Genomic DNA, 16,266 nt, shown 5'->3' with positions numbered 1-16,266 from the left:
ACGTGCGGCCCTCTGCTCCGCCCGGTTGGGGGGCGGGCGTTTACCGGAGCGCTGTGCTGTCGTACTGGCCGCCCGCTGCTCTCAGCCCAGGTGGCGGGCGGTGATCTCCGCCGCGGTGTCGGTCACCAGCCGCCCCAGCTCGGCGAGCCGGCCGGGGTCGAAGCGTGAGTCGGGCATGGAGACGGCCACGCTGGCCAGCGGCGTGCCGTCCTCATCAAGGACGGGTGCCGCGATGGCGCAGACACCCGGGCGGTACTGGTTGTGGTTGACGGCGTATCCGCGGTCTCTGACGCGGCGGAGCTCGGCACGCAGCTCCGCGGGGTCGGTGATGGTCTCCTGGCCGTAACCCTCGAGTGCGCCCGCCGTGAGCTCGTCGACCTCGGACTTCGGCAGATGGGCGAGGACTGCGTGTCCGGTGGCGGTGGCGTGCAGGGGTGAGGTGTCGCCGATGGCGTGGAAGGTTCGTACGGGGTGGTCGCAGTCGACGCGGTCCACCACGACCATGCACTGGAGTGCGTCCGGCACCGACAGGTGGATGGTCTCGTTGACCTTGTCCCGCAGTTGCACCATGGGCTCGCGGGCGGCGGCGAACAGGCTGGACCCCTGTAGGGCGGCGGGGCGTACGGCCAGCACCCGGGCGCCGACCTCCCAGCGCGTGGTGTCCCTGCGATTCGCCCGCAGCCAGCCCGCCTCGTCGAGCGTCACCAGGGTGCGCTGCACGGTCGACTTGGGCAGCCCGAAGATCTTCGTCAGCTCCCCCACGGTCACCGGCTGGTGCTGCGCCACGGCCTCCAGGATGCGCAGCGACCTGGTCAGGCTCTTCATTTCCATCCGGGCCTCCTCAGTTCTGCGGATTCATCGTGCTGACCTCTTGACTCACTTCTGGAGCCACAGGCATGATCATGCCGTATTCTAGCATGGTGTTCCACAATGCGGCACGCGTCTTGATGTCTCCGGCGGTCGGACCGACGTCAAGGACTGTGCTGTTCTGATGCTCCGCGGCGTCTGACGCTGGTCGCGCCCTGAACGCGCCGTACCGCGCCGCCGCGTGAGGCGGCCGCCCTGTGCCCGGCACTCTCCCCCGGCCGGGCATAGGGCCTGCCGTGAAACGGGCCATGGGCCGGCTCCCGTACGTGGGAACCGGCCCATGGCGATGCGGGGCCGAAGTCGGGCCGCCGCTCAGGCGCCCAAGCGGCGCCCCGTGATCTCCGCGGCCGTGTCGGCGACCAGGCGGCCCCACTCGGGCAGCTTGTCGGCGTCGTACCGCGAATCGGGCATGGAGATGGCCACGGTGGCCAGCGGTGTGCCGTCCTCGTCGAGGATGGGCGCGGCGATGGCGCAGACGCCCGGCCGCCACTGGTTGCGGTTGACCGCGTAACCGTCGGTGCGGATCCGGCGCAGCTCGGCGCGCAGGTCCTCGGGGTCTGCGGGTGTCGTCTCGCTGTAGCGCTCCAGGCCCTTGGTGATGAGCTCCTCGATGTCCTGCTTCGGCAAGTGGGCGAGGACCGCGCGCCCGGTGGCGGTGGCGTGCAGGGGTGAGGTGTCGCCGATGGCGTGGAAGGTTCGTACGGCGTGGTCGCAGTCGACCCGGTCCACCACGACCATGCACTGGAGTGCGTCCGGCACCGACAGGTGGATGGTCTCGTTGGCCTTGTCCCGCAGTTGCACCATGGGCTCGCGGGCGGCGGCGAACAGGCTGGACCCCTGTAGGGCGGCGGGGCGTACGGCCAGCACTCGGGCGCCGACCTCCCAGCGCGTGGTGTCCTTCCGGCTGGCCCGTAGCCAGCCGGCCTCCGCCAGTGTGACCAGGGTGCGCTGCACGGTCGACTTCGGCAGGCCGAAGATCTTGGTCAGCTCGCCAACGGTCACTGGCTGATGCTGGGCGACCGCCTCCAAGATGCGCAGCGATCTGGTGACGCTCTTCATTTCCATCCGGTTTCCCCCTGTTAATCCTCGGAATTCTTTGCGGACACCCTCTTGACTCCCCTCTGTACCGGTGTCATTCTCGTGCCAGATTCTAGCACAGCATTCCACAATGTGGCACGGCTTCGGGAGATCCCGCGAAAGTGAGCCGGAGCTACGAGATACGGACGATTGCGAGCTGTGGTCCCGCCCAAGGGTCCGGCCCCGTCCAAACCGCCTCGAATCGATCAGCCTCACGCCGGGGGCCCAGCATGCGCCGCGGCGATACGAAAGGAAAGCCCTGTGTCAGCTGCCAGGAAGCGCGTCGCCGTCGTCGGCGTCGGAACGATGGGCAGCCAGGCCGCCTGGCGCCTGGCCGCCCGTGGAGCCGAGGTGGTCGGCTACGACCGCTTCGCCCCGGGCCACGACCGCAGCGCGGCCGGCGGCGAGACCCGGATCTTCCGCAGCGCCCACTTCGAGGACTCCCGGTACGTGCCGCTGCTCCAGCACGCCGACGCCCTCTGGGAGCAGCTTCAGCAGGAGACCGGCCGTGAGTTGCGCCGCCTGACCGGCTGCCTGCTCATGGGGCCGACCGATCACCACCAGATGGCCACGGTCCTCGAGTCGATCGCCGAGCACGGCCTCGATCACGAGGTGCTCGACGCCGAGCTGCTCGCCAAGCGCTTCCCGCAGTTCCGGATCGAGGACGGCGACGCGGCCGTGCTCGACCGCCGCGCCGGCTTCATCCGCCCGGAGCTGACGATCCAGACCGCCGCCCGCCGCGCCGAGGAGCTCGGCGCCCGCATCCACCGCTACACCACGGTCCGCGAGATCGTCCCCGTCGCGGGCGGCGTCGAGATCCGCACCGACGCCGGAAGCGAGCGCTTCGACACCGCCGTCGTCACCGTCGGCCCCTGGGTGAACGACCTGCTCCCCGAACTGCCCTGGGAGGTGGACATCCGCCGCCTCATCAGCGCCTGGTACGTGCCCACCACCGACGCCTGGTTCGGCGAGGAACGCCCCGCCTTCATCCGCACGGCGCCCACCCACTGCTACGGCCTGCCCTCCCCGGACGGCGTCTCCGTCAAGCTCGGTCTCTCCCGCGCCCTGCACCGCCCGGCCGGTGACCCGAACCGGCTCGACCGAGAGGTGGCCCCGGAGGAGCTGGAGATCTTCACTGAGCTGATCGGGCGTCACATGCCGGACCTGAACCCCGATCCGACCCGGCTCTCCGTCTACATGGAGGGCTACACCGAGAGCAGCCGTCCGCTGGTCGGGCCGCTGCCGGGAGCGGAGAACGTCGTCCTGCTCGCGGGTTTCTCCGGCCACGGCTTCAAACTCTCGCCCGCCTTCGGCGACATCGCGGCGGACCTGGCGCTGGACGGCACTTCGCCGCAGCCCATCGACTTCATCTCCACCCTCGACCGAGCGGAGGCGTGACGACCATGACCGCCACCCTGTCGGTCGGCGTCCTGCGCGCCGAGCCCGGGACCAAGACCCGTGGCACCGTCCCCGCCGACCTCGGCACCCTCACCGTGGACATTCCGCTGACCCTGGTCAACGGCGCCCACCCCGGCCCCCGCGTTCTGATCACGGCGGGCGTGCACGGCGGCGAGTTCACGGGGGTCGACGCGGCCACCCGATTGGCCGCTGTGCTGGAGCCCGGCGAGGTGCACGGTCAGGTGATCGTCTGCCCGGTCGCCAACCCCCCGGCCGTCTACCAGGGCCGCCTCGGCGTCTCCCCGCTCGACGGCGTGAACATCAACCGTGTCTTCCCCGGCGACCCCGACGGCAGCCCCACCGAACGTCTCGCGGCGTGGCTGTTCACCAACCTCGTGGACGGCGCCGACGCCTACGTCGACCTGCACTCCGGCGGCATCGACGAGGTCCTGACGGATTTCGTCGGTTACCGCCTCACCGGTGACCCCGAACTGGACGTGCGGACAGCGGACATGGCCGGCGCGCTCGGCATCGAGGACGTCATCTTCGGAATGAACGCCGACGGCGGCAACAGTCACGCGGCCGCCGCCCGCCAAGGCGTCCCGGCGATCCTCGTGGAGACCGGCCAGCTCGGCGAACGCGACGTGGACACCGCCCGTCGTCTCGTCGAGGGTCTGCATGGGGTCCTGGGGCGGCTCGGAGTCCTGGACACCAAGCCCCAGGACGACACGGCCGTCCGCGCATGGGTCTGGGCCGCCGGCGTCACCGCCGAGGCAACCGGCCTCTGGTATCCGGAGTTCACCGCCGGCGACGAAGTGACGGAGGGCCAGGTCATCGGCCATGTCATCGACCCGGCCGACGGCCAGGAGCACAAGGTCCTCTCCCCGGCCACCGGCCGGATCTTCTACGGCATGCACGGACTGACCGTCGCCCCCGGCGCCGAACTCGCCGCCATCGCCGCCCCGGCTCCCCAGGACTCCGGCGGCCACTGACCCCACCACCCCAGCAAGTCCCCTCCCCGCACCACCAGAACGAGATCCCACCAGCACGCACCCCCACGCTCCCCTTCCTCACGTACCGCACCACCAGGAGGCACCCGGTGAGAGATGTCCGGATAGACCGCAGAGGGTTTCTGCGCGGAGTCGGCGGCGTGGCCGCAGGCATCGCCGCCGCCACATCGCTCAGCGCCTGCGGCACCGGCACCAGCCGGTCCGTCGGCAGCGGCGGCAAGAGCTCCAAGACCCTCGTGGTCCGCAACAGCGGCGGCTCGTACGGCGACGCCAACCAGCAGGCGATCTACGAGCCGTTCACCAAGGAGACCGGCATCCAGGTCAAGGTGGTGAACATCGAGTACGCCCAGATGCTCGCCCAGATCAAGCAGGGGCGCCCCCAGTTCGACGTCATCGACGACTCCATGGCCGACTTCGTGCTCTTCAAGCAGCAGGACGCCACCGAGGACCTCGACTACGACCGGCTGAAGAGCTTCAAGAACGCGGGCATCGCCAAGACCCTGGTGACGTCCAACGCGGTCGGCAAGAACTACTGGGCCAGCGTGATGGCGTACCGTACGGACGCCTTTGGGGGGAAGAAACCTTCCTCCTGGGGCGACTTCTGGGACACCAAGACCTTCTCCGGCAACCGCGCCCTGCAAGCCCTGGACGCCGACCTGCCCGAGCTGGAGTTCGCCCTCCTCGCCGACGGCGTGGCGCTGGACAAGCTCTACCCGCTCGACGTGGACCGCGCCTTCAAGGTCCTCAGCGAGATCAAGCCCCACGTCCGCAAGTTCTGGGACACCGGCGCTCTGCCCGGCGTGCTGCTGGGCCGCAAGGAGGTCGACGCCTCCAGTGTGTGGCACGGCCGCCTGGACGCCCTGATCAAGGGCGGCGCCCCGCTCGCCTACCAGTGGAACGGTGCCCGCCGGCAGAGCAACGCCCTCGGCATCCCCAAGGGCGCCGCCAACCTCGACGCCGCCTACCAGCTCATCGACTTCGCGCTGCGGCCCGAGGTACAGGCCGCCTACGCCGAGATCTACCCGATGGCCCCGTCGGTGCCGGCCGCCTACAAGAAGCTCAAGCCCGCCACCGCCGCGAACCTGGCCAGCTCGCCCGAGCACCTGGAGTCCGGCTTCGACCTGGACGTCGAGTGGTGGATCAAGAACCAGGACGCCGTGTCCAAGCGCTGGCAGGAGTGGACGCATGCCTGAGATCGACGTGATGCCCGAGCTGTCCCTGGCCTCCGCGGCCGACCTGACCGGTTCCGGCAAGCCCCTGTCCGTGACACGGCTTCGGAAAACGTACGGTGGAGTGACGGCCGTCGACGAGGTCTCCATGGAGATCGCGGCGGGTGAGTTCGTCACCTTCCTCGGCTCCTCCGGCTCCGGTAAGACCACCACCCTGATGATGATCGCCGGGTTCTGCGAGCCCGACTCCGGCAGCATCGTCGTCGGCGGCAACGACGTGACCCGCCTCGCCCCGCAGAAGCGCGGCCTGGGCTTCGTCTTCCAGCAGTACCTGCTCTTCCCGCACATGACGGTCTGGGAGAACGTCGCCTTCCCCCTGCAACTGCGGGGCGTCTCCAAGACGGAACAGCGCCGCCGGGTCGGCGAGACGCTGGAGATGGCGGGACTGTCCGCCATGGCCCGCCGCCGCCCCCGCGAGCTGTCCGGCGGCCAGCAGCAGCGCGTCGCGCTCTGCCGGGCCCTGGTCTACCGCCCGCCGGTCATCCTCATGGACGAGCCGCTCGGCGCCCTCGACAAGAAGCTGCGCGACCAGCTGCAGACCGAGATCAAGCGCATCCAGCAGGAACTCGGCCTGACCGTCATCTACGTGACGCACGACCAGGAAGAGGCCCTGGTCCTCTCCGACCGGATCGCGGTGATGCGGGACGGGCGGATCGACCAGTTCGACACCCCGCAGGAGCTCTTCGAGCGCCCGCGCACCCCGTTCGTCGCCGACTTCCTCGGCGCCGCCAACTTCCTGCCGGGCCGCGTGGAGCAGCAGACGTCCGGCCACACCCTGGTACGCCTCGACACCGGCGGCGTACTGAAGGCCCGCCCGCAGGCGGGGACCGAAGGAGCCCGGGTCCGTGCCGCGGTCCAGCCCGGCCGGCTCGCCCTGTGTCCGCCCGACGACGGATTCTGTACCGGGACCGTCGAGACCGTCACCTACGTCGGCACGCTCGTACGCGTCACCGTCCGCCCTGTCGGCGGGGCGGCCACCGAACTCGTACGGCTGGAACTGCCCGCCGGCCGAGCCCCCGACCTCGGCGAGCGCATCGGCCTCACCGCGGACCCCGCGAACGTCAGCGTCTTCCCGGACGCGGAACACGGGGGATGACGATGGCCGGAACCGCACTGGCACCCACCCCGGCGCCCGCCGCACCCACACCCGCCCCGGGCAAGCGCGGCCTGGGCCGCGCGCTGTCCGAACGGCGCACCCGCTTCGGCCTGCTCAACGCCACCCCCGTCGTCGTCTACCTCCTGATCCTCTTCGTCTATCCGATCTTCAGCACCCTGATGCTGAGTTTGAAGGGCGAGGAGGGCGGCTTCACCCTCCACTGGTACACCGACGCCTTCCAGGGCGCGAACCTGGAGATCCTGCTCACGACCCTGCGGATCTCCGCCGAGACCTCCCTGCTCGCCCTGGTCGTCGGGTTCGTCCTGGCCTCGGCCATCTCGCGGCTCAAGCCGCTGTGGGCCGGCCTGGCGATGCTCGTGGTGGTCGTCCCGCACTTCATCAGCGCGCTGGTGCGCACCTACGGCTGGATCATCCTGCTCGGTGACAACGGCGTGGTGAACAACGCCCTGACGGACATGAACGTCCCCGGCGCGCCCGTCCAGTTGCTCTACAACGAGATCGGCGTCGTCATCGGCACCACCGCCGTGATGCTGCCGTACACCGTGCTGCTGCTGTTCGCGGTGATGAAGGGCATCGACCGGCGCCTGATGGCCGCCGCGGCGAGCATGGGCGCGGGCCGGATCACCATCTTCCGCCGGGTCTACCTGCCTCTGGTGGCCCCCGGCGTGGTCAACGCCGGCGTCCTGTGCTTCATCCTCTGCCTCGGCTACTACCTCACGCCCGCCCTGATGGGCGGCGAGAAGCAGACCATGGTCGCCTCGCTCATCGACGAGCAGGTCATGAAGCAGAACCAGTGGAACGGCGCCTCGGCGCTCGGCATCATCCTGCTGCTCCTCACCTTCGCCGGACTGCTGCTGCTCAGGCTGCTGAAGTCGGCGGGCGAGGCCCTTCGGAATCGGGGTACGGCGTCATGATCGAACTCCGTTCCACGCCGGCCGGACGCATCACCCTGGCCGTCCTGTCCACGCTGATCCTGCTGTTCCTGGCCCTGCCGATCGTCGTCATCGTCGTCACCTCCTTCGGCAAGGACGCCTTCGGCTCCTTCCCGCCGGAGGCGTGGACCCTCGGCTGGTACACACAGTTGTTCGCCGACGGCAGCAAGTGGCCCGCCGCACTGTCGCTCAGCGCCCTGGTGGCGGCCATGACCACTGCCTTCTCGCTGATCCTGGGGATGACCGCGGCCACCGCCCTCGTCCGCAGCGAACTGCCGCTGCGGTCGGCGGTCTACGGCCTGGTCCTCGCCCCGCTGGTGATCCCCCAGGTCGTCATCGCCCTCGGTCTGTTCCTGCTCTTCGAGCCGGCCGCGATGCTCGGCAGCCCGATCGCCATCGCTCTCGGCCACACTGTGCTGGCCTCACCGATCGCCGTGATGATCCTCATGGCCACCCTGAAGGGCATCGACGAACGGCTGGAGGACGCGGCCGCCAGCATGGGCGCGAACCGGCTGACCGTCTGGCGGCGGGTCACCCTCCCGCTGGCCATGCCCGGCATGGTCGCCGCCGGCATCTTCTCCTTCATCACCAGCTTCGACGAGTTCTTCATCTCGCAGTTCCTGTCCTCCGTGGACACCGTGACCCTGCCCGTGCAGGTGTTCAACGTCCTCCAGTACAACGTCGACCCGTCGGTGACCGCCGTCAGCGCGATCCTCATCGCCGTCGCCGTCGTGGCCCTTGCCCTGGTCGGCGTGGTCCGCAAGCTCAGCGGCTCCGGCAAACAGGACGGCCTGCTGCCCACAGAACCCGGACTGGGCCTCCCCGCCGGAAGTGAGACCGCATCATGACCACCAGCACCCGTACACCTACCGGTGAACTGTCCGCCACCGCGGCCAGACACCTCCTGCTCAACATGACCCCCAACGGCTCACTCGGCCAGGACGGCGAGAACCTCTTCGTCGTCCAGCGTGGCGAGGGCCCGTACGTCGACGACGCCGACGGCAGGCGCTACATCGACGGTCTCTCCGGCCTGTACTGCTGCCAGCTCGGCTACTCCTACGCCCCCGAGTTCGCCGAGGCGGCGGACAAGCAGCTGCGCGAGCTGTGCTTCAGTCCGCTGTGGTCCTCCTCCGCGCACCCCACCGCCATCGAACTCGCCGAGCGGCTCTCGCGGATCGCGCCCGTCGACGTCGAGCACACGTTCTTCTCCGGCGGCGGGGCGGAAGCGGTGGAGACCGCCTGGAAGATCGCCCGCCGCTACCACGCCCTGCGCGGGGAACCGGGCCGGGTGAAGGCGATCTCACGTCGCGGCGCCTACCACGGGCTGACCATCGGGGCTCTCTCCCTGACCGACGACCCCGGGCTGCGCGAACCCTACGGGCCGGGCGCGATCGAGACCCGGTTCGTGTCCAACACCAACCGGTTCGGCCTCGCCCCCGAGTACGTCGACGACGACGTGTACACCTCCCGTCTGCTCGCCGAGCTGGAGGCCGCGATCCTGGCCGAGGGCCCGGAGAGCATCGCGATGCTGATCGCCGAGCCGGTGCAGAACCGCGGCGGCTGCATCACCCCGCCCCACGGCTACTGGCCGGGCCTCAGGGCGCTCGCCGACCGGTACGGCTTCCTCCTCGTCGCCGACGAGGTGATCACCGCCTTCGGACGACTGGGGGAGTGGTTCGGCGGCGACCGCTACGGCGCCCGCCCCGACATCGTCACCGTCGCCAAGGGCATCACCGCCGGATACGCCCCCATGGGAGCAACTCTGGTGAGCAACGGCGTCGTCGAGGTCATCAATCAGCCGGGCGCGGTCCTCAACCACGGCTACACCTTCGCCGGGCACCCGCTGAGCGCGGCCATCGCCCTGCGCAGCCTGGAGATCATGGAGCGGGACCGGATCCTGGAGAACGTCCGCGGTCTGCAGGACCACCTCGCGACGCGCATGGCCTCCCTCGGAGACCTGAAAATCGTCGGTGACGTCCGGGGCGCCGGCTTCTTCTACGCCTGCGAACTCGTCGGCGACCTCGACGGCGGCGGCTTCAGCGACAGGGCCCGCGCCGATCTGATCGTCGACCTCATTCCGCGCCGGCTGCGCGAGGCCGGACTCCTGGCCCGCGTCTACAACCGCGCCGCCCCGCTGGTGCAGATCGCACCCCCGCTGATCAGCGACCGGCACCTCCTCGACCGTATCGCCGACATCCTCGCGGAGACCCTCGCCGAGGCGTCCGCCCGCCTGTGACACCCGCACCCGCCCCGCATTCGAAAGGAACCACCCTCATGTACTCCATCGGTCCGCTGACCGTCGCCCCCGGCGAGCGCGCCCAGGGCCTCATCCCGGTCGGCACCAGCAGCTACGGCGTGGAGCTCGGCATACCGGTCATCGTCGTCAACGGCGCCCAGGACGGTCCGGTGCTGTGCGTGGACGCGGGGGTGCACGGCGACGAGTACGACGGCCAGGAGGCCATCCGGCGCGTCCTCGCCGAAGTCGACCCGGCCACCCTGCGCGGCACGCTCGTCGGCATCCCCTGCATGAACACCCCGGCCTTCGAGGCGGCCGCCCGCACCAGCGGCCTCGACTACCTGAACCTCAACCGCATCTTCCCGGGCGACGCCGACGGCTCGTACTCCCTCCGTCTGGCGGCCACCTTCGTCGAGCAGGTCGTCCCGGCCATCGACGCCCTGGTGGACCTGCACACCGGCGGCACCTTCGGGGAGATCGCCCCGCTCGTCATCCTTCAGGGCGGCTACGAGGAACTGGCCACCGACCTCGCCCTCGCGGCCGGGCACGAGCTGGTCTGGAAGGGCGGCAAGTGGGGCGGCACGGTCCGCCACCCCACCCTCGCGGCGGGCAAGCCCGCCATCACCATCGAGGCGGGCGGTGGCACCTACCGCGAGGCCAACGTCGAGCTGCACATCCACTCGATCCGCAACATCATGCGGCAGCTGAAGATGATCGACGGCGAGGCGGAGCTGCGGGAGAAGTACACGACCACCTCCGGCACCTTCGCCCGTTCCGCCGCCGGCGGCTTCTTCCTGGGACACGCCGAGCCGGGGGAGACGTGCAAGGAAGGCGACCTGATCGCCCACATCGTGGACCACTACGGCAACACGCTGGAGGAGGTCCGCGCCCCGCAGGACGGCATCGTGCTCTGGGTCCGCCGGATCCGTACCGTCCGCCCCGGCGACGAGGTCGTCATCTTCGGCGAGGTGCAGGGAGAGATCCAGCCATGAGCGGCGACACGCGGTTGCTCCTCGTCGACGGCAAACAGGTTCCCGCCGCCGACCGCCGTACCTTCACCGTCCTCGACCCGTCGGACGGCACGGCCTTCGCCCAGGTGGCGCTGGCCGGAGCGGCGGACGTGGACCAGGCGGTGGCGGCGGCACGCGCGGCCTTCGTCTCCCCCGAGTGGGCCCGGATGCGCGCTGCCGACCGGGGCAGGATCCTGTACCGGATCGCCGAGGCCATCCGCTACCAGGGCGAACGCCTGGCGCGCCTGGAGAGCCAGGACGTCGGCAAGCCGCTCAGCCAGGCGAAGGCCGATGTCGAGGCCGCCGCCCGCTACTTCGAGTTCTACGCGGGCGTCGCCGACAAGCTCGGCGGCACGACGATTCCCCTCGGCCCCGGTCTGATCGACTACACCGTCCGCGAGCCGATCGGTGTCTCCGGGCAGATCATCCCCTTCAACTACCCGCTGCAGAACACCGCGCGCGGTTCCGCCCCCGCACTGGCCGCGGGCTGCACGGTGGTGCTCAAGCCCTCTCCCGAGGCACCGATCACCCCGCTGGAGATCGGCCGGATCGCGCTGGAGTGCGGCCTCCCGCCGGGCGTCCTGAACGTGGTCCCCGGCGACGGCGAGACGGGTGCGGCCCTCGCCGGTCACCCGGACATCGACCAGGTGACGTTCACCGGTTCCGTGCCCACCGGCATCAAGGTCGCCCAGGCGGCCGCCGCCAACGTGGTGCCCTCGGTCACCGAGCTGGGCGGCAAGTCGCCGATCGTCGTCTTCGCCGACGCCGACTTCGACCTGGCGCTGACCGCGATCCTCGGGGCGTCGTTCAGCAACGCCGGACAGATGTGCTCGGCGGGGACGAGGCTGCTTCTCCAGCGCGGCGCCGAGGAGTTCCTGGACCGGCTGGTCGAGAAGATCGCCGGCCTGCGCGTCGGCCCCGGCCTGACGGACCCGGACATCGGCCCACTGGTCGCCGCCCGGCAGCGCGACCGGGTCCTGAGCTACCTGGACCTGGCACGGCAGGAGGGCGCTGTCGCACGGATCGGCGGCGGCGCGCCGTCCGACCCAGCCCTGGCGGACGGGTACTACGTCGAGCCGACGGTCCTCACCGGCCTGACGAACCAAGCCCGTTGCGCTCGCGAGGAGATCTTCGGCCCCGTCGTCACGGTCATCGAGTTCGACGACGCCGACGAGGCTCTGGAGATCGCCAACGACAGCCCGTACGGCCTGGCCTCGTACATCTGGACCCGCGACATCGACAAGGCGATGCGCCTGGCCGACGGCGTCCGGGCCGGCCAGGTCTACGTCAACGCCACCGGCGTCGGCACCGGTGTCGAGCTGCCCTTCGGCGGCTACAAGCACAGCGGCTGGGGCCGGGAGAAGGGCCTCGAAGCCCTGGCCGGCTACACGCAGACCAAGAACGTCTGCATCGGATTCGGGAGCCGGACATGAGGTACCGCACGCTCGGTGAACGCGGGCCGGCCGTCTCGGTGGTGGGCGTCGGCGGCAACAACTTCGGCTCCCGTCTCGACGAGGACGGCACGAAGGCCGTCGTCCACGCGGCCCTCGACGCCGGGATCACGCTGTTCGACACGGCGGACATGTACGGCGGTTTCGGTGACCGGGGCGGTGCGCGAGGTGACGGTGAACGCCTCCTCGGGGCTGCCCTCAAGGGCCACCGCGACGAGGTCGTCCTCGCCACCAAGTTCGGCATGGAGATGGGCCGGGATGCCGATCTGTACGGCCCGCGAGGAGCCCGCGGCTACATCCGCCACGCCGTCGAAGCCTCGCTGCGTCGCCTGGGCACCGACCGGATCGACGTGTTCCAGTACCACGAGCCGGACGGCGTCACGCCGCTCGACGAGACGGTGGCCGCCCTCCAGGAGTTGGTGGCAGAGGGCAAGATCGGGTACATCGGCTGCTCCAACCTGCCGGCCGAGGACCTGTCCGGGGCGTTCGTCAGCACCCAGGCCCGCTACCACCTGCTCGACCGCAGCGCGGAGAACGACCTGATCCCCGCCTGCCTGAGCCACGGCATCGGCCTGCTGCCGTACTACCCGCTGGCCAACGGCCTGCTCAGTGGCAAGTACCGGCGTGGCGAACAGCCCCCGCCCGGCAGCCGCCTGTCCTGGCGGCAGGGCTGGCTGACCGACGCGGCCCTCGACCGGGTCGAGGCGCTCACCTCGTATGCCACCGAGCGCGGCCTGACCCTCCTCCAGGTCGCGGTGGGCGGACTCGCCGCCCTGCCCGCCGTCGGCTCGGTCATCTGCGGCGCCATGACCCCCGAACAGGTCACCGCCAACGCGGCGGCGGCCGACTGGCTCCCCGACGCGGCCGACCTGGCCGCACTCGACGCGATCGTCACCCCCGGCGAGCGGATCGTCTGACCCTCCACCCTCCCTGTATGAACCGGAAACCGAGGTTGAACACCATGAGAGAGATCGTCACCTTCGACGCCTACGGCACCCTGGTCGACTTCCAGCTCGGCCCCACCACCCTCAAGGTCCTCTCCGACCGGCTGGACCTGGACAACCTGGACGTCGACGAGTTCCTCGACGACTTCCGCGTCATGCGCTTCCATGCCGTCCTTGAGGCATACCGCCCCTACCACGAGATCCTGCACTCCAGCCTCCAGATGGCCATGCGTCTGCACGGTCTGGAGTACCGCACCTCCGACGGCGACGCTCTCGTCGAGGCCGTCCCCACCTTCGGCCCCTTCCCGGAGGTCCCGGACGCCCTGCGCGCGCTGAAGACCAAGTACGAGATCGCCATCATCACCAACAGCGACGACAACCTCATCGCACGGAACGTCGAGAACATCGGCGTGGACTTCGACTACGTCATCACAGCCGAGCAGGCCGGCGCGTACAAGCCGGACCGGCAGACCTTCGAGCACGCCTTCAAGACGATGGGCGTCGAGCCGTCCCAGGTCATCCACACCGCCCAGGGCTGGGAGTACGACCACATCCCGACCCGTGACCTCGGCCTGAAGCGCCGCGTGTGGATCAACCGCTACGGCCGCCCCGGCAGCGCCGACTACCAGCCCTACGACGAGCTGACCGACATGACGGGTCTGCCGAAGCTGCTCGGCTGCTGACGACACGGCGACACAGGACAGAGAACACAGAGGACGCACGCCATGAAGCAGATCCCCTACTGGCTCGACACCGCCCCCGCCCTGCCCGACCGGTCCGGAAAGGACCTGCCCGACGAGGCGGACGTGGTGGTCATCGGCGGCGGCCTCACCGGCCTGTCCACCGCCTACCACACCGCCCGCAAGGGCGCCCGGACCGTCCTCGTCGAGAAGGACAAGGTCGGCTCGGGCGCCTCCGGGCGCAACGGCAGCATGTGCACCCAGGGCATCACCATCGGTGTCGGCGAGGCCCGCAAGCGCTACGGCCAGGAGCGCGCCCGCGAGCTCTACGACGCGTTCCGCGAGGCGGTCGACGTGGTCGAGGAACTCACCCACACCGAGAAGATCGACTGCGACTTCAACCGCGCCGGACGCCTCGGAGTCGCCTTCAAGCCCCAGCACTTCGAGTCGATGAAGGCCACCCAGCGCGACCTGGCCGACAACTTCGACCACGAGACCCAGCTCCTGACCCGCAGCGAGCTGAAGGCCGAGCTGGGCTCGGACTACTACCACGGTGCCCTGCTCGACCCGCTCAGCGCCGCCCTGCACGTCGGCAAGTACGTCCACGGCCTGGCCGAGGCCGCCGAACGCGCCGGCGCGGAGATCCACGAACGCAACGCGGCCACCGGCCTCACCCGCCTCCCCGGCGGTGGCTTCCTCGTCGAGACCCTGCACGGCACCATCCGTGCCAAGCAGGTCATGGCCGCCACCGACGCCTACACCGACAAGGCCCTGCCCTGGTTCCGCAAGCGGCTGATCAACGTCGGCAGCTTCATCATCGTCACCGAGCCGCTCGGCGAGGCGCGCGCCAAGGAACTGATCCCCAACGCCCGCCTGGTGGTCGACTCCAAGAACGTCGGCCACTACCTCCGCCTCACCCCCGACAACCGCCTCGCCTTCGGCGGCCGGGCCCGCTTCGCCCCTTCCAACCCCGCCTCCGACGTCAAGAGCGGCGACATCCTGAAGCAGGAGATGACGGAGATCTTCCCGCAGTTGGCGGGCGTCCGCGTCGACTACGTGTGGGGCGGCATGGTCGGCTTCTCCTGGGACCGCCTCCCACACGCGGGCGAGGTCAACGGCCTGTACTACTCCATGGGCTACTGCGGCCACGGCGTCCAGATGGCCACCTACATGGGCCGTGCCGTCGCCGAGATGATGGACGGCAAGCCGGAGGCCAACCCCCTGCGCGGACTCGGCTTCCCCAAGGTCCCCGTCCCCTTCTACAACGGCACCCCCTGGTTCCTGCCGTTCGGCGGCGCCTACTACAAGGCCAAGGACCGCCTGCGCTGAGCCGCTGCCGACCTCGGTGACACTGCGGGGGCTTTCCGCGAAGTGGTCGTGGGAAGCCCCCCGCCGTTACGGGACACCGCGTCTCCTTGGAGACGTTCGTGTGGCGGCCAACGCGCCGATGACTGCGGTGCGCCCCGTTTGCCATGCCTGAAACCGCTCCAAGAGAAGGTCCGCACAGCCATGACCGCCGCCACCCGCAGAGAACACGACCTGCTCGGAGACCGGGGCGTCCCCGCCGACGCGTACTGGGGCATTCACACCCTGCGCGCCACGGAGAACTTCCCGATCACCGGGACGCCGATTTCCGCCTACCCGCACCTCATCGACGCCCTCGCCGCCGTCAAGGAGGCCGCCGCCCTGGCCAATGAGGAGCTCGGTCTGCTGGCGCCGGAGAAGGCGGCCGTGATCGTCGCCGCCTGTCGTGAGATCCGGTCCGGGAAGCTGCACGAGCAGTTCGTCGTCGACGTGATCCAGGGCGGCGCCGGCACCTCGACCAACATGAACGCCAACGAGGTCGTCGCCAACCGGGCATTGGAGCTGCTGGGCCAGGCCAAGGGGCAGTACGAGTACCTGCACCCCAACGAGGACGTCAATCTCGGGCAGTCGACGAACGACGTGTATCCGACGGCGGTCAAGGTCGCGACGGTGTTCGCGGTGCGGGGCCTGCTCAGGGCGATGTTCGTCCTCCAGGACGCCTTTGCCCGCAAGGCTGTCGAGTTCCGGGATGTGCTCAAGATGGGCCGTACGCAGTTGCAGGACGCGGTGCCGATGACGCTGGGGCAGGAGTTCTCGGCGTACGCGGTCATGATTGACGAGGACCGGTCTCGTCTTGCCGAGGCGGTCGAGTTGATCCATGAGATCAACCTGGGTGCCACGGCGATCGGCACCGGACTCAACGCCCCCGCCGGATACGCCGAGGCCGCCCGCCGCCACCTGGCCGAGATCACCGGGTTGCCGCTGGTCACCGCCGCCAACCTGGTGGAGGC

Annotated in this window: 15 protein-coding genes; 13 read left to right on the top strand and 2 right to left on the bottom strand. The window is 69.9% G+C overall.

From position 1 onward, the window contains the following. Positions 1 to 81 precede the first annotated feature (81 nt). Both ACTMVF_RS41695 and ACTMVF_RS41690 read right to left on the bottom strand, forming a co-directional pair. Positions 82 to 825 (bottom strand): IclR family transcriptional regulator, encoded by a 744-nt coding sequence (locus ACTMVF_RS41695; RefSeq protein WP_441276335.1) that lies wholly within the window; start codon positions 823 to 825, stop codon positions 82 to 84. Positions 826 to 1,179: 354 nt separating this feature from the next. Then, positions 1,180 to 1,926 (bottom strand): IclR family transcriptional regulator, encoded by a 747-nt coding sequence (locus ACTMVF_RS41690; protein WP_441276334.1) that lies wholly within the window; start codon positions 1,924 to 1,926, stop codon positions 1,180 to 1,182. Positions 1,927 to 2,205: 279 nt separating this feature from the next. Between ACTMVF_RS41690 and solA the strand changes: the two genes are divergently transcribed. From solA to ACTMVF_RS41625, 13 genes are all read left to right on the top strand, one after another. Beyond that, positions 2,206 to 3,342 carry an N-methyl-L-tryptophan oxidase gene (gene solA, locus ACTMVF_RS41685; protein ID WP_441276313.1) on the top strand — a complete coding sequence of 379 codons (1,137 nt, stop codon included), beginning with the start codon at positions 2,206 to 2,208 and terminating at the stop codon, positions 3,340 to 3,342. 5 nt (positions 3,343 to 3,347) lie between these two features. Further along, positions 3,348 to 4,334, top strand: a complete 987-nt coding sequence (locus tag ACTMVF_RS41680; RefSeq protein WP_441276312.1) for a succinylglutamate desuccinylase/aspartoacylase family protein — start codon at positions 3,348 to 3,350, stop codon at positions 4,332 to 4,334. A gap of 107 nt (positions 4,335 to 4,441) precedes the next feature. Beyond that, the gene (locus ACTMVF_RS41675; protein WP_441276311.1) at positions 4,442 to 5,545 is read left to right on the top strand and encodes an extracellular solute-binding protein; all 1,104 of its coding nucleotides are present in this window, start codon (positions 4,442 to 4,444) and stop codon (positions 5,543 to 5,545) included. Beyond that, entirely contained in the window at positions 5,538 to 6,677 is a 1,140-nt protein-coding gene (locus ACTMVF_RS41670; protein WP_441276310.1) for an ABC transporter ATP-binding protein, read from the top strand. Before ACTMVF_RS41675 ends, ACTMVF_RS41670 begins: the two co-directional genes overlap by 8 nt. A gap of 2 nt (positions 6,678 to 6,679) precedes the next feature. Then, complete coding sequence (locus tag ACTMVF_RS41665) at positions 6,680 to 7,612, top strand: ABC transporter permease (RefSeq protein WP_441276309.1); 933 nt, start codon at positions 6,680 to 6,682, stop codon at positions 7,610 to 7,612. After that, positions 7,609 to 8,478 carry an ABC transporter permease gene (locus ACTMVF_RS41660; protein ID WP_441276308.1) on the top strand — a complete coding sequence of 290 codons (870 nt, stop codon included), beginning with the start codon at positions 7,609 to 7,611 and terminating at the stop codon, positions 8,476 to 8,478. The genes ACTMVF_RS41665 and ACTMVF_RS41660 overlap by 4 nt, the downstream gene beginning before the upstream one ends. Then, positions 8,475 to 9,866 (top strand): aminotransferase class III-fold pyridoxal phosphate-dependent enzyme, encoded by a 1,392-nt coding sequence (locus tag ACTMVF_RS41655; protein WP_441276307.1) that lies wholly within the window; start codon positions 8,475 to 8,477, stop codon positions 9,864 to 9,866. The genes ACTMVF_RS41660 and ACTMVF_RS41655 overlap by 4 nt, the downstream gene beginning before the upstream one ends. Before the next feature lie 38 nt (positions 9,867 to 9,904). Next, on the top strand, positions 9,905 to 10,858 hold the full coding sequence (locus ACTMVF_RS41650) for a succinylglutamate desuccinylase/aspartoacylase family protein (RefSeq protein WP_441276306.1): 954 nt from the start codon (positions 9,905 to 9,907) through the stop codon (positions 10,856 to 10,858). Next, entirely contained in the window at positions 10,855 to 12,309 is a 1,455-nt protein-coding gene (locus tag ACTMVF_RS41645; protein WP_441276305.1) for an aldehyde dehydrogenase family protein, read from the top strand. Before ACTMVF_RS41650 ends, ACTMVF_RS41645 begins: the two co-directional genes overlap by 4 nt. Continuing rightward, complete coding sequence (locus ACTMVF_RS41640; RefSeq protein WP_441276304.1) at positions 12,306 to 13,244, top strand: aldo/keto reductase; 939 nt, start codon at positions 12,306 to 12,308, stop codon at positions 13,242 to 13,244. Before ACTMVF_RS41645 ends, ACTMVF_RS41640 begins: the two co-directional genes overlap by 4 nt. A 44-nt stretch (positions 13,245 to 13,288) precedes the next feature. Then, complete coding sequence (locus tag ACTMVF_RS41635; protein WP_441276303.1) at positions 13,289 to 13,954, top strand: haloacid dehalogenase type II; 666 nt, start codon at positions 13,289 to 13,291, stop codon at positions 13,952 to 13,954. A gap of 42 nt (positions 13,955 to 13,996) precedes the next feature. After that, positions 13,997 to 15,280: an NAD(P)/FAD-dependent oxidoreductase gene (locus ACTMVF_RS41630; RefSeq protein ID WP_302003136.1), complete on the top strand. Its 1,284-nt coding sequence runs from the start codon at positions 13,997 to 13,999 to the stop codon at positions 15,278 to 15,280. Between the two features lie 180 nt (positions 15,281 to 15,460). Beyond that, on the top strand, positions 15,461 to 16,266 hold an 806-nt coding region (locus tag ACTMVF_RS41625; RefSeq protein ID WP_441276302.1), incomplete at its 3' end, for a lyase family protein.

The organism is Streptomyces sp. SD31 (assembly GCF_052068475.1).
Lineage (GTDB): Bacteria > Actinomycetota > Actinomycetes > Streptomycetales > Streptomycetaceae > Streptomyces.
Note: the sequence above shows the minus strand (reverse complement) of the source record. Positions and strands in the feature narration are given on the sequence as shown.